Source organism: Alkalibaculum sporogenes (assembly GCF_009362815.1).
Classification (GTDB): domain Bacteria; phylum Bacillota; class Clostridia; order Eubacteriales; family Alkalibacteraceae; genus Alkalibaculum_A; species Alkalibaculum_A sporogenes.
Window position 1 is genome coordinate 1 of sequence record NZ_WHNX01000008.1, and the last position, 22674, is coordinate 22674.

The 22674-nt window shown below is 34.2% G+C and carries 25 protein-coding genes and 1 pseudogene; 17 read left to right on the top strand and 9 right to left on the bottom strand.

Annotated elements, in window-relative coordinates:
- Nucleotides 1-321: 321 nt before the first annotated feature.
- Entirely contained in the window at nucleotides 322-1260 is a 939-nt protein-coding gene (locus tag GC105_RS06460; protein WP_152802923.1) for a transposase, read from the bottom strand.
- 191 nt (nucleotides 1261-1451) lie between these two features.
- Here GC105_RS06460 and GC105_RS06465 point away from each other — a divergent pair, with 191 nt between their 5' ends.
- The 15 genes and pseudogenes from GC105_RS06465 (at nucleotide 1452) to GC105_RS06535 (ending at nucleotide 12981) form a co-directional block, all read left to right on the top strand.
- Nucleotides 1452-1679: a helix-turn-helix domain-containing protein gene (locus GC105_RS06465; RefSeq protein WP_152802925.1), complete on the top strand. Its 228-nt coding sequence runs from the start codon at nucleotides 1452-1454 to the stop codon at nucleotides 1677-1679.
- Between the two features lie 42 nt (nucleotides 1680-1721).
- Entirely contained in the window at nucleotides 1722-2264 is a 543-nt protein-coding gene (locus GC105_RS06470; protein WP_343029980.1) for a chromate transporter, read from the top strand.
- A gap of 64 nt (nucleotides 2265-2328) precedes the next feature.
- Entirely contained in the window at nucleotides 2329-2649 is a 321-nt protein-coding gene (locus GC105_RS06475; RefSeq protein ID WP_152802927.1) for a PadR family transcriptional regulator, read from the top strand.
- 5 nt (nucleotides 2650-2654) lie between these two features.
- The gene (locus GC105_RS06480) at nucleotides 2655-3008 is read left to right on the top strand and encodes a DUF1048 domain-containing protein (RefSeq protein WP_152802929.1); all 354 of its coding nucleotides are present in this window, start codon (nucleotides 2655-2657) and stop codon (nucleotides 3006-3008) included.
- 133 nt (nucleotides 3009-3141) lie between these two features.
- Entirely contained in the window at nucleotides 3142-3372 is a 231-nt protein-coding gene (locus GC105_RS06485; protein WP_152802930.1) for a cysteine-rich KTR domain-containing protein, read from the top strand.
- 54 nt (nucleotides 3373-3426) lie between these two features.
- Complete coding sequence (locus tag GC105_RS06490; RefSeq protein ID WP_152802932.1) at nucleotides 3427-4206, top strand: ABC transporter ATP-binding protein; 780 nt, start codon at nucleotides 3427-3429, stop codon at nucleotides 4204-4206.
- On the top strand, nucleotides 4190-4954 hold the full coding sequence (locus GC105_RS06495) for an ABC transporter permease (RefSeq protein ID WP_152802934.1): 765 nt from the start codon (nucleotides 4190-4192) through the stop codon (nucleotides 4952-4954). Before GC105_RS06490 ends, GC105_RS06495 begins: the two co-directional genes overlap by 17 nt.
- 344 nt (nucleotides 4955-5298) lie before the next feature.
- Nucleotides 5299-6165 (top strand): AraC family transcriptional regulator, encoded by an 867-nt coding sequence (locus GC105_RS06500; RefSeq protein ID WP_152802936.1) that lies wholly within the window; start codon nucleotides 5299-5301, stop codon nucleotides 6163-6165.
- A gap of 3 nt (nucleotides 6166-6168) precedes the next feature.
- Nucleotides 6169-6624 carry a GyrI-like domain-containing protein gene (locus tag GC105_RS06505; protein WP_152802938.1) on the top strand — a complete coding sequence of 152 codons (456 nt, stop codon included), beginning with the start codon at nucleotides 6169-6171 and terminating at the stop codon, nucleotides 6622-6624.
- A gap of 1 nt (nucleotide 6625) precedes the next feature.
- Entirely contained in the window at nucleotides 6626-7567 is a 942-nt protein-coding gene (locus GC105_RS06510) for an ABC transporter ATP-binding protein (RefSeq protein WP_343029976.1), read from the top strand.
- A complete protein-coding gene (locus GC105_RS06515) occupies nucleotides 7567-8322 on the top strand; it encodes an ABC transporter permease (RefSeq protein ID WP_152802940.1) in 756 nt (251 codons plus the stop codon). Before GC105_RS06510 ends, GC105_RS06515 begins: the two co-directional genes overlap by 1 nt.
- A gap of 545 nt (nucleotides 8323-8867) precedes the next feature.
- Nucleotides 8868-11180, top strand: coding sequence for a DUF6273 domain-containing protein (locus GC105_RS06520; RefSeq protein ID WP_152802942.1), 2313 nt, complete (start codon nucleotides 8868-8870; stop codon nucleotides 11178-11180).
- Nucleotides 11181-11682: 502 nt separating this feature from the next.
- On the top strand, nucleotides 11683-12030 hold the full coding sequence (locus tag GC105_RS06525; RefSeq protein ID WP_152802944.1) for a DUF6054 family protein: 348 nt from the start codon (nucleotides 11683-11685) through the stop codon (nucleotides 12028-12030).
- A 191-nt stretch (nucleotides 12031-12221) separates the two neighbouring features.
- Nucleotides 12222-12341 (top strand): annotated as a pseudogene (locus GC105_RS17705) (hypothetical protein); the annotation flags it as partial.
- A 202-nt stretch (nucleotides 12342-12543) separates the two neighbouring features.
- Nucleotides 12544-12981 carry a YcxB family protein gene (locus tag GC105_RS06535; protein ID WP_246169751.1) on the top strand — a complete coding sequence of 146 codons (438 nt, stop codon included), beginning with the start codon at nucleotides 12544-12546 and terminating at the stop codon, nucleotides 12979-12981.
- Nucleotides 12982-13057: 76 nt separating this feature from the next.
- On the opposite strand, the gene GC105_RS06540 is transcribed toward GC105_RS06535, so the two are convergent.
- The 6 genes from GC105_RS06540 to GC105_RS06565 all read right to left on the bottom strand — a co-directional run bounded on the left by GC105_RS06540 (nucleotide 13058) and on the right by GC105_RS06565 (nucleotide 17195).
- Nucleotides 13058-13960, bottom strand: a complete 903-nt coding sequence (locus tag GC105_RS06540) for a DMT family transporter (protein ID WP_152802946.1) — start codon at nucleotides 13958-13960, stop codon at nucleotides 13058-13060.
- A 30-nt stretch (nucleotides 13961-13990) separates the two neighbouring features.
- A complete protein-coding gene (locus tag GC105_RS06545; RefSeq protein WP_152802948.1) occupies nucleotides 13991-14815 on the bottom strand; it encodes an AraC family ligand binding domain-containing protein in 825 nt (274 codons plus the stop codon).
- Between the two features lie 69 nt (nucleotides 14816-14884).
- A complete protein-coding gene (locus tag GC105_RS06550; RefSeq protein WP_152802950.1) occupies nucleotides 14885-15469 on the bottom strand; it encodes a CDP-alcohol phosphatidyltransferase family protein in 585 nt (194 codons plus the stop codon).
- On the bottom strand, nucleotides 15469-16044 hold the full coding sequence (locus tag GC105_RS06555; RefSeq protein ID WP_152802952.1) for an NADPH-dependent FMN reductase family protein: 576 nt from the start codon (nucleotides 16042-16044) through the stop codon (nucleotides 15469-15471). Before GC105_RS06555 ends, GC105_RS06550 begins: the two co-directional genes overlap by 1 nt.
- 4 nt (nucleotides 16045-16048) lie before the next feature.
- On the bottom strand, nucleotides 16049-16468 hold the full coding sequence (locus GC105_RS06560) for an NADPH-dependent FMN reductase family protein (RefSeq protein WP_193708308.1): 420 nt from the start codon (nucleotides 16466-16468) through the stop codon (nucleotides 16049-16051).
- 142 nt (nucleotides 16469-16610) lie between these two features.
- Nucleotides 16611-17195 (bottom strand): TetR/AcrR family transcriptional regulator, encoded by a 585-nt coding sequence (locus GC105_RS06565; protein WP_152802957.1) that lies wholly within the window; start codon nucleotides 17193-17195, stop codon nucleotides 16611-16613.
- Between the two features lie 589 nt (nucleotides 17196-17784).
- On the opposite strand from GC105_RS06565, the gene GC105_RS06570 reads away from it, so the two are divergent.
- Complete coding sequence (locus GC105_RS06570; RefSeq protein ID WP_152802959.1) at nucleotides 17785-19728, top strand: flavocytochrome c; 1944 nt, start codon at nucleotides 17785-17787, stop codon at nucleotides 19726-19728.
- Nucleotides 19729-19877: 149 nt separating this feature from the next.
- Here GC105_RS06570 and GC105_RS17460 read toward each other — a convergent pair whose 3' ends face one another.
- Together GC105_RS17460 and GC105_RS06580 are read right to left on the bottom strand one after the other, a co-directional pair.
- Nucleotides 19878-20573, bottom strand: a complete 696-nt coding sequence (locus GC105_RS17460; protein WP_152802961.1) for a TetR/AcrR family transcriptional regulator — start codon at nucleotides 20571-20573, stop codon at nucleotides 19878-19880.
- Between the two features lie 326 nt (nucleotides 20574-20899).
- Nucleotides 20900-21220 (bottom strand): class I SAM-dependent methyltransferase, encoded by a 321-nt coding sequence (locus tag GC105_RS06580; RefSeq protein WP_281350092.1) that lies wholly within the window; start codon nucleotides 21218-21220, stop codon nucleotides 20900-20902.
- A gap of 506 nt (nucleotides 21221-21726) precedes the next feature.
- Between GC105_RS06580 and GC105_RS06585 the strand changes: the two genes are divergently transcribed.
- On the top strand, nucleotides 21727-22605 hold the full coding sequence (locus GC105_RS06585) for an AraC family transcriptional regulator (RefSeq protein WP_152802965.1): 879 nt from the start codon (nucleotides 21727-21729) through the stop codon (nucleotides 22603-22605).
- The last annotated feature ends 69 nt before the right edge of the window (nucleotides 22606-22674 follow it).

Sequence of the window (22674 nt, forward strand, 5' to 3'; positions counted from 1 at the left end):
GGCATGGTAATAAAACCATTTATTAATGGTCTGAAAAGAGGGATAGTTATTAATAAGCGTTGATTAGGCAGCTCTTATTCGTTCAAATAATTGTGCTAAGAAAACTAATAGGGACATGGCTCAACCAGAAAACTAAGAAAACTAATAGGGACATGGCAACCATAAGCATTTATTCAAAACATAATTTCTTAAAATCATTGAAAAAAGGAAAAAAAAAATAAAACTAATTAAGTTTAGAAGGTGTGAAAGAAAGATATTGGCATGGTAATAAAACCATTTATTAATGGTCTGAAAAGAGGGATAGTTATTAATAAGCGTTGATTAGGCAGCTCTTATTCGTTCAAATAATTGTGCTAATAATTTCTGATATTTAGGATCAGTATTAATAAGAGTAAAACCTTTACCAGAGAGTTTGGCAACTTCTGAGAGAGTGAGATTACCAATCTCTTTACAGATGTCCTTATAAGAGTAATCACAAAGGCACCTCATTAGAAATATAGAAATAGCCTTAAAACTAGAAACACTGTGACTGTATTTGATCTTTATAAAGTCAGGACTACCAATGCCAAATACTTCAGCAACTGTTTCAATTACTGTCCTAGGAGTTAGATCCCTATAATAAATATATCGTTCACTTCTATATTCATAAGGATCTTTTGAGACGTATGCATCAATAATTTCAAACTGTTTCTGCTTTTGAGTGACATTGTTGCAACTACTCACAAAATCGGTATAAACAGTTTTAGCAGTATCATAATTGTTGCTAAACTGAGATAAAATAAAGTCAGTATTTAGCATACCATAGTAATCATGATGAATACCTAAGTATATCCCATAAGAAGAAAAACGATAAGTATCAACACAGTCACTATAATCAGGTAGGTTTTTTGGATTGTTGTGTATATAAGCAGATACAATTAAGTTGTACTCATCCTCGTCAATCACTTTACTAATAAAGCGACCTTGAAAGACGGGGCCATGCCTTTGGTATTTACGGTTGTAATACTGGGCATAACAAAGGTTTAAGCCATGCATATATTTAGAGATATCACAACCTTGAGGATCAAGTTGTATATGGACATGATTGTCCATAAGACAGTAGGCTAATATGCTACATTTTAATTTTTTGCAATATAGAGCCATAAGCTGTAGATATTTAATTTTGTCACTATCATTTTTAAAAAGAGTCACTTCGGTAATACTTCTGCACATAACATGGTGTGGGATTTCGGGATTTCTTCTTCTTGCCACTCTAGGCACAACAATCACCGCCAAACGTATGTTTGGTTATATTATGACATCTTTTAGACTGATTTGCAATAGCCTTGAATGAAAAACTAAATTCCATAATGCAAGAGTAAATTCTACATCCTAGAGGTTACTCTCACACGACACTTTATGTATAATACAGGTATAGTTGATTACCTGCCTGTGCAGAAAGTGAGGTTTCAATGAGTAACCATAAAGGTAATCACAAACACTTAACATTATCTCAACGAATTGAGATTGAAAAAGGACTTTTGGCAGGGAATTCTTTTGCTACTATTGCAAAAATGACAAGAAAGGATTCTAGTACCATATCAAAGGAAGTACGTAAACATTCAAAAGTTTCAGAACGTAAGAATATGGAATTTGCGCCTATTCCATGTGCTAAGAGAAGAGAATGCGTGTTAATGTAAATAGTTGAGACATGTCCCTAAAGTTTTTGGGACAATAAAATCATTCATTTATTTGAAAGTTTTTATCGCTATGGTTATTTGGTTATTGGAGGCGGGCAGGTGGTAGTACCCCTTATGCATAGTGAACTAGTAGAAGCAAATCACTATATGACAAATCAAGAATTCTTGACCGGATTTGGTCTTGTACAAGGGTTGCCAGGTCCAATGTTTAGCTTTAGTGCATATGCAGGTGGTATGGCAGCTCGAGGCGGGAGTATACTAACCCAAGTTATAGGTGCGGTGGCAGGGGGTATAGCAATATTTTTACCTGGACTACTTTTAATTTACTTCATATACCCAATATGGGAAAACTTAAAGGAGATTAAAGGAATAAAAGTATCTCTGAAAGGGATTACAGCTGTTGCTGGTGGTTTAATCACTGTGGCGGCGATAATATTGATGCAAAAGAGTGGATTCGAACTCGATAATATTTTAATTACGTTTCTCACTGCTTTACTTTTATTCACAAAAAGGATTCCAGCACCATTAATTGTACTAATTGCTTTGGCTGCAGGATTTATTATTGACTCTATCACTACTATGTGATACTATATAACAGTACTAAGTAATACTGAATATTGGTGATACTAAATAGTGAAGAGGCGATGAAATGAAAAACATCACAGAAATGTTAAAGGGTGTACTGGAAGGATGCGTCCTTGAAATCATTAATCACGAGGAAATCTACGGTTACGAGATCACGCGGAGGCTGAATTCCCTGGGATTTTCGGACGTTGTGGATGGAACTGTTTACACCATTTTGGTTCGGCTTGAGAAGAATAAACTTGTGGACATAGAAAAAAAACCATCTGATATGGGACCGCCGCGAAAATTTTACAAGCTCAACGATTCAGGGAGGCAGGAACTAAGAAGGTTCTGGGAAAGATGGGAATTTGTCGCGTCAAAAATCAACCAATTAAAGGAGGAATAGTAACTATGCTGGAATTTTTCAAAAAAGTGGTCGGCGATAAAAAAGAGTATAAGCAACAAATGGCAAGGGTAAAAACGTTACCTGAAGACTATCAGTTCGTATTCGAAAAAATTCAAAAATACATGTGGAATTTTGCGGCAGGAGACGGCTATGACATGATGAAGATTCAATATGAATTGATAGATTTGTTCGAAGCCGGTGCGGCAGAAAGCAAACAGATTTTAGAAATCACGGGTGAGGATGTAGCAGAATTCTGCGACGAACTTCTGCGCAACGCCAAAACATATACGGAAAATTGGCACGAGAAGCTTAATCAAGACATAATGAAAAAATTAGGAAAGGATAACGACCCCAAATGATTGATTTTGCCATAATCGAATCGATAGGTATCAAAAATGGCTAACACAGTAGGTTCAAAACTAAGTCATATAAAAGACTATAGACAAAACAAAGTAAAGGATGGATATTGAACTTAATGTTTTAGATATTAAAATGATAGTAATCAACAAAAAAAACAACGAAAGGGATGGTAGAGTGTGTAAATACGATTGGATATTATGCCCGGTTTGTGGCAACAAAACAAGAGTCAAGATACGTGGTGATACTGTGCTTGAAAATTTCCCGCTATTTTGTCCCAAGTGTAAACAAGAAACCATCATCACTGTAAAACAACTGAATATAGCAGTTATGAAAGAGCCAGACGCTAAGACGCAGAGCCGATAATATGTGATTGAAATCACGATTGTCGGCTCTTTATTTATTGAGGAGGATAAGAAAATGAATAAAAATATCATACAAATTAAAGGTGTAAAGAAGTCTTACAAAGATGTAGAAGTACTTAAAGGAGTAGATTTTGAAGTAGAGCAAGGGGGTATATTTGCATTACTAGGTTCTAATGGAGCAGGAAAAACAACGATGATTAAAATCATGGCTACTTTACTTAAAGCAGATGCTGGGAGTATTGTGATCAATGGTTTTGATATTGAAAAAAATCATGGAGGGATTAGAGGTTCGATCAGTCTTACGGGTCAGTTTGCTGCTATTGACGAAATTTTGACTGGACGTGAGAATATTCAAATGATAGCAAAACTTAGACATCTTGAAAATCCTAATGCTGTAGCAGAGGAATTAATTAATCGTTTTGGTATGTCAGAGGCTGCAGACCGTAGAGTTGGTACTTACTCTGGAGGGATGAAAAGGAGAATTGACATCGCAATGAGTCTTGTGGGAAATCCAAAGATTATTTTCCTAGATGAGCCAACGACAGGTCTTGATCCAGAAGCACGTTTAGAGGTTTGGAAGATTGTAAAAGAGTTGTCATCTGCAGGAACTACTGTATTCTTAACGACTCAACATTTAGAGGAAGCAGAACAACTTGCAAATAAAATTGCTATTCTTCATGGTGGAAAAATCATTGCTCTAGATACTCTAGAAAGATTGAAAAAATTATTCCCACCGGCAAAAATTGAATATGTAGAAAAACAACCTACATTAGAAGAAATATTCCTAACAATCATTGGTAAAAAAGGGGGAGAAATAAATGGAATCTACAAATAAATATTTTTTCAAAGATATGAGTGTTATGTTTGGACGGTCTATGCGTCATATTTTCAGAAGTATGGATACAATTATTACAGTTAGTATCACGCCAATTGCGTTTATGTTATTATTCGTTTATGTATTTGGTGGTGCAATTGAAACAGGTACAGAAAATTATATTGATTATCTATTACCAGGTATAATGTTAATGACAATTGGAAGCGGGATTGCATATGTAGCTTACCGTTTGTTTATGGATAAACAACGTGGGATCCTTGAACGTTTTCACTCGATGCCAATCGCTCGTTCTACAGTATTGTGGGGTCATGTATTAACCTCGTTAATTTCTAATGGGATTTCTATAGTAGTGATTATACTTGTTGCATTATTAATGGGTTTTCGTTCTTCAGCAGGAATCTTAGAATGGCTCGCGGTATTTGGAATTCTTGGGGTCTTTACACTTGCTTTGACTTGGGTTGCTGTAATCGCAGGACTTGCTGCCAAAACACCAGATGGTGCAGGAGCATTCGCCTACCCAATCATTTTCTTACCATTTGTCAGTTCTGCTTTTGTACCAACAGATACTATGCCTTCAGCAGTACGTGTTTTTGCGGAAAAACAACCTGTAACTCCCATTGTAGAAGCTATTCGTAATTTATTATCAAACCAGCCAGTAGGTAGTGAGATATGGACTGCTTTGGCTTGGTGTATAGTAATAATAGTCGTTGCGTATATATTTGCAATGAGGATTTATAAGAAATTGTAAACTATTTTTATACTAATTACAGCTATTATCCAAAGGAAGTTACTTTATAATAGTTGGATTCATGTTTATTAAGTAACCAAAAGCATCATTTCCATATTGGTTGCGATTATAAATGAAAATCAGGTTTTTGTATACTGTCAACTTTACCACCAATGTATTTATTGGTGGTATTCTTTTTATATAAAAAATGAGTATTTGTGTTCCTATTGTTGTGCTGATTACATTATTTACTAAAATTCTTGATATAAAATTTTTATTAAGGTAAGGTTGGTTTACAAAAGAGGACATGAAAAGCGAGAAATTAAATTGCCTTATGGTATATGATTTTCTCAGGAGGTGATGAAATGAAATGGTTGGAGAAATTAAGTAGTGCTATAAACTATATAGAGAATAATCTGGATAATGAAATTTCTTATGAGGAAGCGGCAAATATTGCGTGTTGTTCTACCTATTATTTTAAACGTATGTTTACATATGTTGCTGGCATCACCTTGTCAGATTATATACGACGCCGAAGAATGACACAGGCCGCATTTAAATTGAAGTCTAGTAACATAAAAGTTTTAGATGTTGCATTAAAATATGGATATAATTCTCCAACAGCTTTTAATCGAGCATTTCAGAATGTTCATGGGATTTCTCCGAATGCCGCAAAAAATCAAGGGAGTGTACTTAATGCTTATCCCCCTATCAAATTTTCAGTACAAGTTACAGGAGGTAGTGCTATGCCATATCGAATTGAAGAAAAAGACGCCATGCGGATTGTCGGCGTTCGCACAAAATTATCTGAGGACATGGAAGAAAACCAAAAGTTCGTTCCGACTTTCTGGAGTGAAATATTAAAAACCAATACGTTGTCTGAATTATGTTGTCTATCAAATCAAGCTCCAAATAGTGTTTTAGGCGTTACTGCATATCAAAGTTCTAATGATATTTTTTACTATATCGCGGTTGCAACGAATGAAACAGCTCGGGTAGAAATGTTTGAATATGAAATTCCAGCTGCTACATGGGTAGTCTTTGAAAGTGATGGCTATTTCAAAGAATCTATACAAAGCGTGTTTAGACGCTTTGTGACCGAGTGGCTTCCGTTCTCAGGGTATGCTTATGCAGAATTGCCGGATATTGAAGAGTATCCATTTAGCAATGGGGATTTACGTAGCGGCCACTCTGAGGTGTGGATTGCAATTAAAAAAGAAGAGGAGAATTAAAACATGGAATACCAAATTGAAATCAGAGATATTGAACCTATCCGAGTTGCTTACATTCCCTACAAGGGAGTTGCAACAGAAGCTAACAAAGTTTTCCCGAATGTATTTAAGTCCATTCGTGGCAAAACAAACGGAGCGCCATTTTTTAGCTACCTTGCCATGAACTTAGAAACAAAAATTGGTGAGATGGAATTATGCGTGCCAACTGCGGAAATGCCTGCCCGAAATGGGATTGAGATCAAGGAAATACCACGAATAAAGGCTGTTTGTGTTACTCACATCGGTTCTTATGAAACCATGCACAAAGCCTATGCGGCTATTGATAAATTTTCGACTGAAAATAGGTTGCAATTAGTACCACCATTCCGAGAAGTATTTATTAAAGGACCGGGTATGCTTATAAAAGGTAATCCAGAAAAATATATTACTGAAATTCTGTTTCCAATAAAGGAGGATTAATGTGGATGCAATTTATGTTGAAAATTTAGTTAAAAAATATCAGAATGGTATGCAGGCGTTAAATGGAGTTAGTCTGACAGTGAAAGAGGGTGAAATATTCTCTTTGCTTGGAGAAAATGGAGCTGGAAAATCAACACTAATCAATATACTTACAACTTATCTGCGTCCAACTTCCGGCACTATCAGTGTGTTTGGCAAAGATATTCATAATGAAGCTGCTGTAATCCGTTCGGGAATCGCTTGTGTGGCACAGCGTACCTCAATTGATACTCACTTATCTCTTACCGAGAACATGATGTTTCAAAGCAAACTCTATAAAATTCCCAAAACAGAAGCAAAAGACCGGATGGAAATCTTGATTTCATGTTTTGGTTTAGAAAGGTATTTGAAGTATCCTGTTTCTTCTTATTCCGGGGGAGTAAAAAGGAGGCTTGATATTGCTCTTAATATGATGTCAAATCCAAAGATCTTATTTTTAGATGAACCTACTGTCGGCATGGACGTTCAGTCCCGTATGGCTATGTGGGAAATGATGAAAAAAATTCGAAGCGACTTCGGAACTACTATTTTTCTAACTACTCATTATTTGGAAGAAGCAGAGAGTTTAAGCGATACAATTTGTATTATGAAAGATGGTAAGGAAGTTTTACAAGGCACACCTCATACCTTGCGCCAATATCTGCAGCAAAACATATTAAAAATCACATTTGCTGATAAAGGAGCTGCAAAAATCGGTTTGAAACAAATTGCCAAATTTTTCTCTGGTAGAAAAGTTGTGTTGCATGAGGAGCATCTAAGTGTCTGTTGTGAAAATAGCCAAGTAGATTTAAAACAAGCCGGACACTTATTATTTGAGCAAAATATTGCATTTATGGGAATAGAAATCTTGCAGCCATCTTTAGAAGATGTTTTTATAAGACTGACAAGCAGAGGGGTGTCTTAATGAGCATTTTTCCAATCTTATGGCGTAATGTAAAATGGCGCTATCATAACGCTTTTACGATTGTGATTACAATCCTACAACCTATGCTTTGGTTACTATTATATAGCGCAGTAGCGGGTCAGTCTATGAAGGGTGTCGGGATTGAAAACTATACTGCATTCATTTTACCTGGGCTTATTGTATTGGTATGCTTTAGTGCTTGCTGCAGTGGTGGCATAATGAATTATCTTATGAAAGCAGACGGTAGTTTTTTCAGAGTATTAATTGCTCCTGTACAAAGGAGTTCCATTGTCATCGGGCAAATATTAGAAGCTGTTTTGTGTACATTCATTGAAGTTGTAATTATGTTTGTAGTAAGTCTTTTTTTCTCTGTAAAGATTGCCTCTGGTTTTATGGGGCTAGTACTTATTGTTTTTCTAATATTTATGACGGCGTTTTTTATTTCAGGGCTGGCTTATGCAATCAGTTTAAGTCTGCCAAATGAAGTTGTTTATGAAACCGTGATGAGCGCTATTATTCTGCCAGTGTTCTTCCTAAGTACAGCTTTATTCCCGGTAGATACTTTAACTGGAGGATTGAAAATTGCTGTTAATCTTAACCCTTTTACTCATGTAATTAACGCTTTAAGAGCCTTGATTTTAGACGGAAATATAGCTCAAAGTGATATCATTTTCGTCATTATTTTACTTGCAGTTCTGTGTTGTATCAGCTTTTCATGGGCTTTGCACAGTCTGAAGAAAGAAATGAATTTATAAAATAGATGTCTTGGGGGAAATAAAGTAAACCACAGTTATGGCCTGATCCAAGTAGTACACAAACTCACTTCTATATTCCCTCCATAGTGTCTGGAATAGAAAGAAAAAGCTGTTGTGGAAGCGAAAGGCACTTTTGGATGCTTTTATAGAAGAATATTACAAAAAACTTTGAAACATTACTATAATATGGTAAAATATTATGAATTGAATTAAACCAATAAGAAGTTACTAGTTAGTATGAAACAATTTAGAGGTTAATAGCACAGCAGTTAAAGCGATGATTGTTTCAAGACCTTTCCACGTCAATAAGAGAGACACAATTCATGGGAGACATCTTTGCATTTGGAATTGTGTTTTTTCTATATAAGCAGCTAACCGTCTAGCTAGTAGTATTTTTATTGCTCCACGCAATATGAAAAGCTAACATGGACACTTAGAGTACGGCAATACCTACAGGTAAGAAAACGTCTATCAAAAATTTGTACTGACAAGGAGCCAAAGGGATCGAAGTAAGCTTATAAGTATAACAAAGGAGAGGTGAAATTATGAGAAAGAAACGATTGAATAAAGCATTAGCAATCGCGCTGAGTACAGTGATGATTATTTGTGCAGTGAACTTTGTGCCAGGAAGTGTAATAGAGGTGAAGGCGGATGCACCGACAGTTAAGGATGTAAACTTAGGCTTTGGGGGAATTAAAAATCCTACTAGTACAGGAACTGATGCCACAGCGTGGGCAGGCAGCAAGGTATACTATGGAAGTCACTTATGGAGAGTATTAGATAAATCTGGGTTCTTGTTTTCAGAGGAGTTCCTAGGAATGAGAGCTTATAATAATACGTATAACAGTATTACATGGGAAGGATGTACATTAAGAGCATATCTGAATGGAACTAATAATGCAGGTGGAGCAGGGACCCTGCTTGGAAATACCTTTACAACAGCTGAACAGGGTGCAATTAATCTATCTACTGTCACAAATGAGAATAATCCGGTTTATGGCACATTAGGTGGAAACGATACTACAGATAAATTATTTTTGCTTTCACTTGCAGAAGTTAACAATGCAACCTATGGATTTGGAAGTCATTTCACAAAATCTGCACTGTATTGGTGGTGGCTTCGTTCACCCGGCTTTAATGGTATGTATGGGGCCGAAGTGTCCCATTCGGGTTTTGTCAACGTGGAAGGGCTCCTAGTAGACAATTCTCAGGGTGTTCGCCCCGCTTTTCATTTGAATCTGTCATCTGTGCTCTTCACATTTGCCAGGGGAGCGAGTAAATCCTCTTTTGGAAGTGTGGGAGATAGTAACGTTTCAGCTAATCAATGGAAGCTAACACTAAAGGGAGCGGATGCTACACTTTCAGCCCAAACGACAGGTGGAGCTACAAGTTTACAGACTGGATATAGTGCAGAAAATCTTACAATAAATCATAGTACAGCAACTACACTTACAGGTGCAAGTCAGGTATCCGCTATGTTAACGGATAGCAATGGAACCGTATTATATTATGGTTCTATTAATAGTAATACCGCTGCAACTAGCTCCAACGTAACCATTCCAGCAGGACTTTCTGTAGGAAGTTATAGTTTATATGTATTTGCAGAGGATGTAAATACTGGAGATCTAACCGATTATGCATCTGCATTTGGAACAGCAATACCCATTACAGTTAGTGCACCACTAAGTACCTATGATGTAACAATTACAGCGGGCAGCTATACGACTAAGACGGCTAACTCAGGAGAAGCGACCCAGACAGGACTTACAGGAGCCATGACAGACATTGTGTACACAGCAAATGATGGATATTATTTTCCAACGGATTATAATAGTGATAACTCTTTGAATACCAATGGAATTACAGTTACAAGAGATAGCTATACCCAGATCACTGTATCAGGAACTCCAGCAGCCAATACCAGTGTTACCCTTGCCCCAGCCACAGAAAAAGCCACACAGAATGCCCCAGCAGGGTTAAGTGATGGTGTGGATAAGATAGCTGGAACAACTACAGTGATGGAATACGCTGCTTCACCAACTGCAACAACGTGGAATACGTGTACGGATAGTAATACCACTGTAGTTGCAGGAACCTGGTATGTTAGATACAAGGAGACAGACACACAGAAAGCAGGTGCAACTAGGTTAGTCACAGTAACTACGGCACCAAATCCACCAACACTGTATCAGGTAACTGTAAATAACGGAAGTGGGGATGGTACCTATGTAAAGGGTGCAACAGTTACCATTACGGCAGGTTCGCCAGCAAGCGGTAAACAGTTCAAGAACTGGACGGTTGAAAGTGGCAGTGCAAATCTTGCAAGTAGTACAAGTGAGACCACTACCTTTACAATGCCGGCAGGAGAGCTTGTTATAACGGCAACCTATGAAAATGTGACAACACAGACAGAGACTTATGTAATAAAATCAGGAGCGAATGGAACACATCAAATCGGCAGTGATGGAACCCTTACCATAACCTGTTCGGGAGCACTGAATGATTTGACAGGTATTTATGTTGATGGTAATTTAGTGGATTCTTCTAATTATACTTTGAAATCTGGAAGTACGATTCTGACATTCCATGCAGATTACCTGAATGGTTTAGGCACAGGAAAGCACACGGTAAGATTTCAATATGGTGAAAATTCAGTGGAGACGAGCTTTGAAATAGCAGCAGCCGACTCTGACACAACAGACTCAAAAGCATCCGATACTGATACAGGATCTTCAGGTAAAGATGATGTGCCAAAAACGGGAGATCATACACCGATTGGGGGACTTATTGTACTTACTATGATAAGTGGAGTAGGAGTATTCTATTTTATAAGAAGAAAGAAATTTATTGAAAAATAAAAAATGTGGAAATACGATGAAGAAAAAAACATGCAAAACAATGTTCTTATGACAAAATGGGTGGAATGTTTTCTTCGTTTATTTTTTCAAAAATGAATTGGGATATGTTTTAACCATTTGTATTTATTCATCTATAATTTATCAATTCTTTAAAATTACTGAGGGTTAGAACAAAAAAAATAAGACTAACTAAATTGATAGCTTGTGTAAAAAAAATATATATAGCATAGTAATAAAACCATTTATTAATGGTCTGAAAAGCAAGTGAAAGTTGTTAATAAGAGTTGCTTAGGCTGCTCTTATATGTTGTAACAATTCGTTCAAATGATACAACCATATTGTGTACATTAATAAAAATAAGAATCTGTCTCTCTCTCCATTGATCTCGCATTAACAGGCACTAGATTACCGTTATCAGAATTAAGTAGACAAATTAATTGAATATCTTTATATTATAATTATATTTTAGAGTAGGTAAAATTGAGGAATAGGAGAGCGAATTATGGCAAAGTATGAAAAAAATCTTGAGGGTAATTTTAATGAATTATTAGAATGGCTACATAATGAAATCACTAACGGTAGCGTTTCAGCTAGTTACGAGGATGGAAGCGATATTGCAATGGGACAGATAAAAATGGCTGTTCGAGTCTATGAACGTTACAGTATGATGGGTGGTAATCGTGTAAGCCTTAATGTCACTCTTTTAGGAGATGGACCTAAAATATTTATTTCTGCTATTACATCTGGTGGTAGTCAAGCAGTTTTTTTTAAGCTTAATACGATAGGCGAAGAAACATTTCTTGAATTATGCAGAGAATCTGTAGAGAAATATGTTAACAGTATAAGCTAACTTACCTAATTTATAATAAGGATAGGTGTATGAAATGAAATTGAATGATTTAAGCTTGGAATCCCTTATAAATTGGATTTTCCAAGCTTTATTTTGAAATAAGTTGAGTAATTGATATTAAAATCTGATAAAAGTTTAAATGACATTGCTAACATGTTCAACAAGTAGATACAAGATAGGTTAACTACTACACTCATTTTTACAAGTCGGAAATTTATGATGTTCTAGAATACAGTAATAGGTGTATGATTAAATGGGTTCGTAGGAAATACAAGAAACGAAAATCAAGAAGTATTGGCATAGAAGAATAGCAAAGTATGAAAATAAATTTGACTTTGTGACAATGAAGTAAAAGTTGTTAGGCTTTACTTAAGAAGTTGAAAATGTTACATTTAAAGAGTATCAAGAGGAGGGATTAGTATAGAGATTAAGTTTGAAATAACAGAAGAAGATTATATTAGTTTTAATCTATACCATGTTGAAAATTCACTATCACAGAAAAAAGTATATAATTTGTTACGGTATGCAGTACCTTTATTGTTTTCAGTACCTATATATGCCATAGGCACAAGTTTATTTAGACAGCCACAAATATACTGGTTAGCTATTGCCATATTATTTGTAATAATATGGATGATTTCATATCCAAAACAATATATAAAACTTATAAAAAGAACAACTAAAAAGCTGTTGCAAGAAGGTGATAATTCATCTATTTTTGGTGAAAAGACTTTGCTAATAGATGAGTATAATATAACAGTAAAAGGTGAACATACTACAGAGACAATATCAAGGGAAAGTATAAAGTCTGTAAAAGTTTATGACGATATGATACTTCTTTATTTAAGCGGAATTTCGGCTCAAATAATACCAACTAGATATCTAAATGCGCAGTCTAAAAAAAGTCTTATGGATGAGTTGGATGTATTTATAGATGTAAGTTTCAAGTAAGTAACAAAGGGAGTAGGAAACCGCGAACAAAGTATCGTCAATAATCTTTACGCGCGTTAAATTTTGTGTTTCCATGTTACTGCTCCTTTTTATAATTAATCGTTTTTCGCTCAGATATAAATAGTCCCACCAATGTAAGCACCATACCGCAAACTGCAATCCACGTGATTGTTTCGCTTAATACAAGAATTGATGTTATAACGGTAATAGCTGGAACCATGTAAATGTAAATGCTCGTTTTTACTGCACCTAATAATTTGACAGCCGTATTCCATGTAACGAAACAGAGTGCCGATGCGCCTAATCCAAGAAAAAGGATATTAAATATATTAATTGGCTGTGAGAACCTTTCAATTCCAAATTCAAAGGGTAATATGAATAATACAGGTATCATAAAAAGTATTCCATAAAAAAAAGTCTTCCGGGTAGTCTGTATTGTGTTAAATCCGAATTGGCTGATTTTTCTTGTAAGTATTGAGTAAACCGCCCATACGATGGCAGCTAATACTGCCAACAGATCACCTATTGGATTTAATTTCAAAACCATACTTCCATTAAAATTGATAAGGGCAATTCCGATTATAGCGATAAAAAAACCGATAAAAAAATTAAATTTTATTTTTTCATTATCCAAAAACCAATAAGAGAATAATGCTACGAAAAACGGCGCAATAGAAATTATAACCCCAACATTAGACGCAAGTGTATAGGTTAGAGCTATATTCTCTAAGAGAAAATAAAGTGTAACCCCACACAATCCAGCACCGGCAAACATCATTTCTTGTTTTATATTGGTTTCTTTCAGCCTATGGGGAAATGCCACTATTAAAACAAGCAGACCTATACCAAAACGATAAAACAATATCTCAATAGGTGTAAAATTAACGAGTAGTAGTTTTGTTGATATAAAAGTTGTTCCCCATATTAAAATCGTAATTACAGCTGACAAATGACCGGCAATTTCTTTGTTTATTCTCATATATTTCTGATACACTCCTTATCATAGGGACTAATCTTTATTTTCCTTAAATATATCCCCATATTGTTTTGGGGTAAGTCCGATTATATTTTTAAAAAATTTAGTAAAATGGCTTTGATCCGCAAAACCTGTTTGTATAGCAGCATCTAAGGGATATATACCTTTTTCCAATAGTTTTTTTGCTTCTCCAATTCGTATTGTTTCAAGATACTGATAGGGTGTAATGCCTCTTTGCTTTGTAAAGTTTCTTAACAAAGTATACTTGTTTAGGTTTGAAAGCTTGCTTAAATCATCCAATGAAATTAATTCTGTGAAATGAGTTTCTATGTAAGTGCAGGCTTTTTGAATTTCTCCACTAACTTCTGAAAGACTATCTTGTGTTGGTTCAGTGTATTGTGAAATTAGCTGCTCTATGAGAAAAAGGAAATTTTCTTCTTTTTTAAAATCTTTCCTATGATCCATAATTAATCCATGAAGTTCACGCATAGGAAGTAGAGCCTCACTTTGGTACGCTACTGTAGTGGTAAAGTTAGGAATATAATCTATACCAGTAATCTGTTTAACCGTTTCGCGCATTATATCCTGCTTGATATTGATACTTCTCCAGTCTAACGGCTTGTTATCAATCTGATGACAAGCATGATTATCCAAAGGATTGAATAATAGCAAGTCTCCTGTGTTAATGGTATAGTCCTTGTTTTTACAAGTCATATACCGTTTTCCTGATTCAACAAAACCAATTACATAGTGTTCATGGAAGTGATTGGGGAATTTTTGCATTATCCCGTTGAATTGAAGTGCTTCAATTTTTAAGTCATTATCGTAACTCACTAAGCGTTGTTCCTGTGCTGTCATAATATTGACCTCCTTATTCAATCAAATTGTAGCATAATTTTATAAATACCTCTTGTATGATATTGACTTTTATTCTACCTTTTTTACTATTAAAGATTTGATATTGATTATTCTAGAATAGGATGTAACTATGGATAGTCCAGTAATACAGTAAACTATTAAATGAGTAAGAAATAATTGTGAACTCCAAAAGAAGTAATTGACCAAAACAATAAAAGGAGTAATATACATGGATATTGCAATGTATTGACCAATCTTATCAGACTTAGGTTGAAAATTTTGACTTTCGCTATTGTTTTCTATTTTGGAGGTAATCATAAAATTAAAAAATCTATCTAAAATAACGAAAATAAACCACCCTGGAATAATATGATGAATAATCATAACAGTATGCATAAATGTTACAAAACAAAAATCTGCAATCAAATCAAATATGACTCCAAACCTTGTTTCAATTCCGTATGTGCGAGCAATCTTTCCGTCGATAAAATCACTGGTACAAATAATTAGGTATAAAAAAATAAAATATATATAAAGTTCCATACTGGTGTTCCCATCCAGTAGTTTATAGGTGACAAAGAGTATGATAGGTGTGCAGGCAACTCTTAAAGCAGTAAAAGCATTTGCAGCATTTTTAATTATTAGGCACTTCATTAGAAATTACCCAATTCAGATCCTAATGTATATGCCCTTTTTATTTCGCTCTCTTCTTCATTTGAAATGAATTTTTCTAGGTAGTCTGCTTCTCTGTGTAAAAGTTTATTTAAGCCCTCCAACTCAGTGAAATTATCCTTAATCATTCCTGTAGAATAAATCAAAAGTGTACTATTGTCTATATTTTTTATTTCAGACATATAGTTCCCCAGAATAGGTGAAAACTCACCATAGTATGCCGTGGTTCCAAATGCCACAATATCGTATTGCCCTATATCTGTTGGTAAATACTCTCCTGGATAATCTATGGTTACTTCATAGCCTGAATCATTTAAACCTTTTGCAATGCTATCTGATATGTTTTTTGCAAATTCTGATCTCCCTGGTTGATAGATAACCAATGCAGTTTTACCATTTTCATCAGAGGGCAACACGATTTCATTACTTGAATGTTCTACACTTTGGGCACTTGTAACATACATCATGCCACCTAAACTCCCTAGACCAATAACAAGAATACAAATAATTACAATGATACACGCCTTTTTCCATTTTTTCATCTTAATTTTTCCCATAAGGTTAAACTCCCATTTTTGCTATGAAGGTCTTAGCGAATACCGCTGCATTATAAACATCTTTTTCATTTGGTCTATTCTTAAACATGAACCCTAAATTGCCTTTGCAATGAAATTCTTGTAGTGACACGTTTAATCCTTGTGCTTCTAACTCTCGTTTCATGGGTGCATAAGCGTTTCCAAAAGCTCCAGAACTAAAGACGATAACCATTTTAATATTACTTGGATGGAGAGTCTTAATAAATTCTTTCATAGCTTCATCAATATCAAAGCTATATAAGCCTTCTCCCAAAAATAGAACATCGACAATCCCTTCTACTAAATCAGAAATTGGCTTTGCACATACCCCCAATTGATTTGCAATTCCTTCTGCTAGTTTCTTTGTATGACCTGTTTTTGTAAAATACCTTACTTCAATTTTCATTATTGTTTTCCTACCTTTCATAATTAAAATTAGTTTGTTGATATACTGTTATAGCATTTATTTTAGGTAAATTCACAGGACTTTTTCAGATTCCATCGTGTGCTTTTTTTGAACGTATGATTGACTTTCATTATAATCAATACTAACAATTCAATTCGTCGAGATAATAATCGAACATATTATTCACTAATTTATCTAGCAATTTATTTCGAGAGTGAATATCCCATAGATCATGAGACAAGTAGGTGGTATATTCTTTTGCATTTAAAAACATTACTTGCATTGGAATGATGAGTTGAAAAGCCATTAACTTTAATTCAATATCTGTTTTTTTATCACCAAATATCTCTTTTAATAAGGGAATTATCATTTGAATCGTATTAATACTCCCATGTTTTAGTTCGGATGAAAAAACAATTTCTGCAAAGGTATAGTTGCTAAAAGCGAAATCAGATATGGCTTTGACTAAATTTTTCACCCTATGTACAGGATGATTCTCACTTGCTGACTTCTTTAATATCGTTTTGGCAATATCACCCATGCAGAACCCAACAGCAGTATTTACAAGGTTTTCTTTTGATTGATAATAATAGTTGATCAAGGCGCTGTTCACACCAGCCATCTGTGCGATTTGCCTGTTGGTTATCTTACTAATATCTTTTTGTTCTTGTAATAGCTTTATCACCACATCCATAATTCGTTCTTTCGCACCTGTATTTTCATTCATCCTATGTGTGCCTCTCTTTCTATTATTTTTTTTAAGGTATCCAATTAGGTTAGAGACCTTTATAGATATATTCTTTTTCTATTTACATTATCAGAATCTGAAGTTAATCATATCGCTCCTTCAAATAAGGCTGAAAAAAGAGTGGTAATAGCGAGCAGATAGCGAATAAACAACAGCAAAACGAAATAACATTTGATCATAAACCATAGATTGCATTTTTGACTGCGGTTTAATTATGATTTAATCATGATTAAACAATAGCATTAGTCTTTGTTCTTGTCAATATAATTTTATGATAAATGGAGTAGAGATGCGACTAACTGGGAAGTTGGCACAAGAAACTGAAAAACAGAGGCTGAGCTTTATCCAACCTCTGTCAGTTCTAAAATAGTTAACTGCATTTAATTATAATTTATAATATTAAAGCCTTGATTTAACAAGATTTACCTATGTAATTCAAAATAATTTTAAACATGGTTAAAAAATAAATTGTACATTATTTTATATTATGATAAAATTAAAACGGTCAACATTGTATATAAAATAACAATATAATGTTCCGACAAAATATTAAATAGGGGGGAAACAAATGTTTAGAAAGAAGAATTCGGTTATTATCTGCTTAATACTATGCTTTGCAATGACTTTTATGGTTGCTTGCTCAGGAGGTAATTCAGAGGCGTCATTTAAAGCAGGAACATATACAGCAGAAGAAAAAGGTAATAGCGACACTATTAAGGTAGAAGTAACATTTAGTGAAACTGAGATTACAGATATTAATATTGTATCTCAAGCTGAAACACCAGGTTTAGGTGATGTTGCTATTGAGAAAATTAAAGAAGATATTTTATCTGGCCAAACACTAGGAGTGGATGAAGTGTCAGGTGCTACATATTCAAGTGTTGCATTTTTAGCTGCTGTTATCGATTGTGTTGAACAAGCAGGAGGAGATGTTGAAGCTCTAAAAAACAAAAAAGCAGATTCTTCTAAAGGCAAGGCAATTGAAAAAACTGCAGATGTAATAGTCGTTGGTGGTGGTGGTGCTGGTTTGGCAGCAGCTGTATCAGCAGCAGAAAACGGTGCTAGTGTTATTCTTATTGAAAAAAGCATAGCGCTAGGTGGAAATACTCTTAGATCAGGTGGGGGATATAATACATATGATCCTGAACGTCAAGAATCTATAGAGATGAATGATACTTTATTAAAAGAACTTAAAGGATATCTAGAGGCAGATCCAAAAGAATACGGTGATTTTGCTCCAACTTTTGAAGTATTACAAGGTCAAATAGAGGATTATATAAAATCAGGAGACACTTCTTTATTTGACTCGGCAGAATTGCATGCTATTCACACTTATATTGGTGGAAAAAGAACTGACTTAGAAGGTAATGAAATTACAGTAGATTACGAGCTTGTAAAGACATACACTAGTAATACCCTTCCGACTTTAAACTGGTTAGAAGATATAGGTGTAGGAATTAGAGACGATGTTAGTACTATCCTCGGAGCATTATGGCCAAGATCTCATATGGGCGACAAGCATTTAGGAACTACGTTTTTAGATCCATTAGAGAAAAAGGCAGTAGAGCTTGGTGCAGAAATAATGTTAGAAACAAGTGGAGAAGAATTGATTGAAAAAGATGGCAAAGTTGTAGGCGTTAAAGCAACTAAGTCAGACGGTACTTCAGTTACTCTAAATGCAAGTAAAGGTGTTGTTATGGCAACAGGAGGATTTGGTGAAAATCCTGAAATGAGACAAAAATACAATGTTTATTGGCCAGAAATGCCTTTAACAATGAAGAGTACAAATACACCAAATGCTACTGGTGATGGAATTGTTATGGGAGAAAAAGTAGGTGCAAATTTAGTAGGTATGGGATTTATCCAGTTAATGCCTAGTTCACATCCAGAAACAGGCGCACTTTCAGGCGGTGTGTGGGGAAGTGCTGAAACACAAGTATTTGTTAATAAAGAAGGAAAACGTTTTGTTAATGAGTATTCTGAAAGGGACGTATTAGCGAAGGCTGCATTATTGCAGGAAGATCAATTGTTTTATATTATTTGTGATGAAAATACTGCTGGAATCACACCAGATGGAAAGAATATTTGGGGTGATAATATTGAGGATTTAATTGCAAATAAAAGTATCTACAAAGCAGACACTTTAGAGAACCTAGCAAAACAATTAGGTATGAGTGATGATGCTTTAGTAAAAGAAATTGATAAATATAATGGTTTTAGTGAAAAAGAAAACGATCCTGAATTTGGAAAATCGAATTTCGGAGCTAAAATCGAAACTGGTCCATTCTATGCTACTCCTAGATCTCCATCTGTTCATCACACAATGGGTGGTTTAGCTATAGATACGTCAGCAAGGGTTTTAGATGAAAACAATAAACCGATATCTGGTTTATATGCTGCTGGTGAAGTTACTGGTGGTATACATGCTGGTAACAGATTAGGTGGTAATGCCATATCAGATATTATGACTTTTGGAAAAATTTCAGGTGAAAGTGCTGCAAAACAAAAGTAAAGTAGAATTTTACTAAAATAGATAAAAAAAGTAGAGCTTAGGATATCCTAGGCTCTATTAATATAATTTACAAATTATAATAGCAAACGTATATATGCTTTTGAATAATAGATCTATAATAATTGGACTTCTTTCTATTGAAAATGAGGTTATATTACTTTAAAATTATTGGATATTTCTATTTCCATATTATTTGCAATTTTTTTTGAATCTTCAAGAATATTATCAATGTTTGCCTGATCTAAACCAAATGTTCTAAACATAATAGTACATTCTTTATCTGATAAATAATCATGACCACAATCTATAAAACCTAAATCATGCATTAATATAAGACCACATAAACTTGATGTTAAACTGTAGTGATTTATCTTCATTTCAATTTCATCAAAATTTAGATTATGTTTTTTATTAAGGTCATGATATATGTCTTTTCCAAAGCCAGTATTAACTTGAGATAGTAATAGCACATTGTCTTTACAGAGTTCTTTGATGAATCTACGGTATTTAGGATTTCTTTTTCTAAACGATGCAAAAATTTTGTATTCCACTGCTGTCATAATAATATTATCGACTACTTCAAGGTCTATTTTGGTTAGTTGTTTTGCTAGGGCTTTTTTTATATCTGTGTTTATATTATTACAAACTTCATAAGCCAATTGAGATTTATTTTTGAAATAATATGCTATCATTGCTTTATTCACATTAGCTGATTTTGATATATCATCTAAAGAGGTATCATTATAACCTTTTTCATAAAAAAGTTCTGTGGCACTTTTTAATATTCTTGATTTAGAGCTATTATCTTTATTTTGAACTGACATGATATCACTTCCTGTATTCATTTTATTTTGTATGTATAATTATAATATAGCATAACGATAAGTAGTGGTAATCATATAATAACTCATGATTTTCTAATAGGATAATAATATACTATTTAACTTAAATTTATCATGTAATAACAGCAAAAGTATTATTATCTTGATATATGGAGCAGAATTATTTATTATCATAAATATGAACATAATCTATTATTCTTTAAGGAAAACAGTAAATAGCAATATATTTATAATACAACAATTTGTTATTAAATCAAAGCATTTAAACATATATTCTAAAATATTCTTATTAAAAAGCTAATTTTAGTACTTTGTTTCTATTCTTATTTTCAGCAACCACTTAGTACCTCATATATCTTTGAGAGGGCTTCTGAGAGTGAACTTACTTCATGAAGTATTAAGGATGCCATAACAAAATCAATACTTTCATTTTGAATACTTAAATTTTCAAGAGAATCTTGAATCAGTTCAATATTATTGAGTCTTTTTTCCTTAGCTTTTTCTTGTATAACGCAGAGCATACGCTTATCAGGGTCCAAGGCGTATACTTTGTTAAGCGTACGTTCTGCCATAGCAATTGTAAAAAAACCTGAGCCAGCACCTACATCGAGTAAAGTATGATTCTTTTGAATTGGCATTTGGCTGATCAAAACTTCAGGTGGTATGAGCTTTTCCCTCTGATTGCTATCTGAAAAAGTTATTTATCAAATCACTACAAACCCTTCTTAAACGACGAATCGACGCCATTAAGGTTGCGCTGACACTATGAGAAGGAACAAATCCCCATCGTAGAAGTATTCGTAATTTATTACCAAACCAGTCAGTAGGTAGTGCGCTCTAGACAGCTTCGCCTTGGTGTATAGTAATAATAGTTGTTGCGTATATATTTGCAATGAGGATCTATAAAATTGTAAAATCTTTTTTATACTAATTACAGTTATTATCAAAAGAGATAGTATGACTATGCAGAAGATTGGGATATGTTTCAACCAGAAAAATATTGATATGGTAATAAAACAATATATAATGATCTTAAAAGGTAAGGGACAATAAAATAAAAAACCATATGAAAAATGGCACGACTATATTGTGCACAGATTATCGGATGGATTAATATATCATCTGATATTATTATTGATGACGAGGAGGTTATTTGATGGATTCTTTAAGTAGTATGAATAATGCATTGGCATACATTGAAGAGCGCTTAACAGAGGAGATAGATTACAGTGAAATTTCTAAAATTGCTTACTGTTCAGAGTATCATTTTAAGCGGATGTTTTCCTTTTTATCAGGCATAAGTTTATCAGAATATATTAGGAGAAGAAGATTAACGCTGGCTGCACTTGATTTAAGAGATAGGGATTTAAGAATAATTGATGTAGCCGTCAAATATGGTTATACTTCAGCCGATTCATTTTCTCGTGATTTTCATTCTATGCATGGCATTCTCCCTTCTGAATCAAGAAGTGAGATTACACAATTAAAAGCTTTTCCTCGACTGACCTTTCAATTATCAATTAAAGGAGGATGTGAAATGAATTATCGAATTCTTGAAAAAGAGTCATTTAACTTAGTAGGATTTAAGAAGAGAGTTCCAGTTATTTTTGAAGGTGTCAATCCAGAGATCGCAAAAATGACCGAACTTTTAACATCGGAAGTTATTAAACAATTAAAAGCAATTTCAAATGTAGAACCAAGAGGTATCATTAGTGCTTCCACAAATTTTTCCGAAGGTAGAATGAAAGAAAAAGGAGAACTAGATCATTACATTGGAGTAGCAACATCAATTAGTGATACTGCAGATTATGATGTATTAAGAATAAATGACAGTACCTGGGCAGTATTTGAATCTATTGGACCATTTCCCGGAACACTTCAAAATGTGTGGGGGAGGATATATTCAGAGTGGTTTCCATCTTCAGGATACGAGGTAGTTGAAGGCCCTGAAATTTTATGGAACGAGAGTCCTGATACTGGAAATCCGAAGTATAGAAGTGAAATCTGGATTCCAGTGAAGAAGAAAGACAGTTAAAAGAATTTCCATATAGATTGGATAAATAAGTAGATGAAAGGTGACATTTGTAACTAACACAAAGTTGAG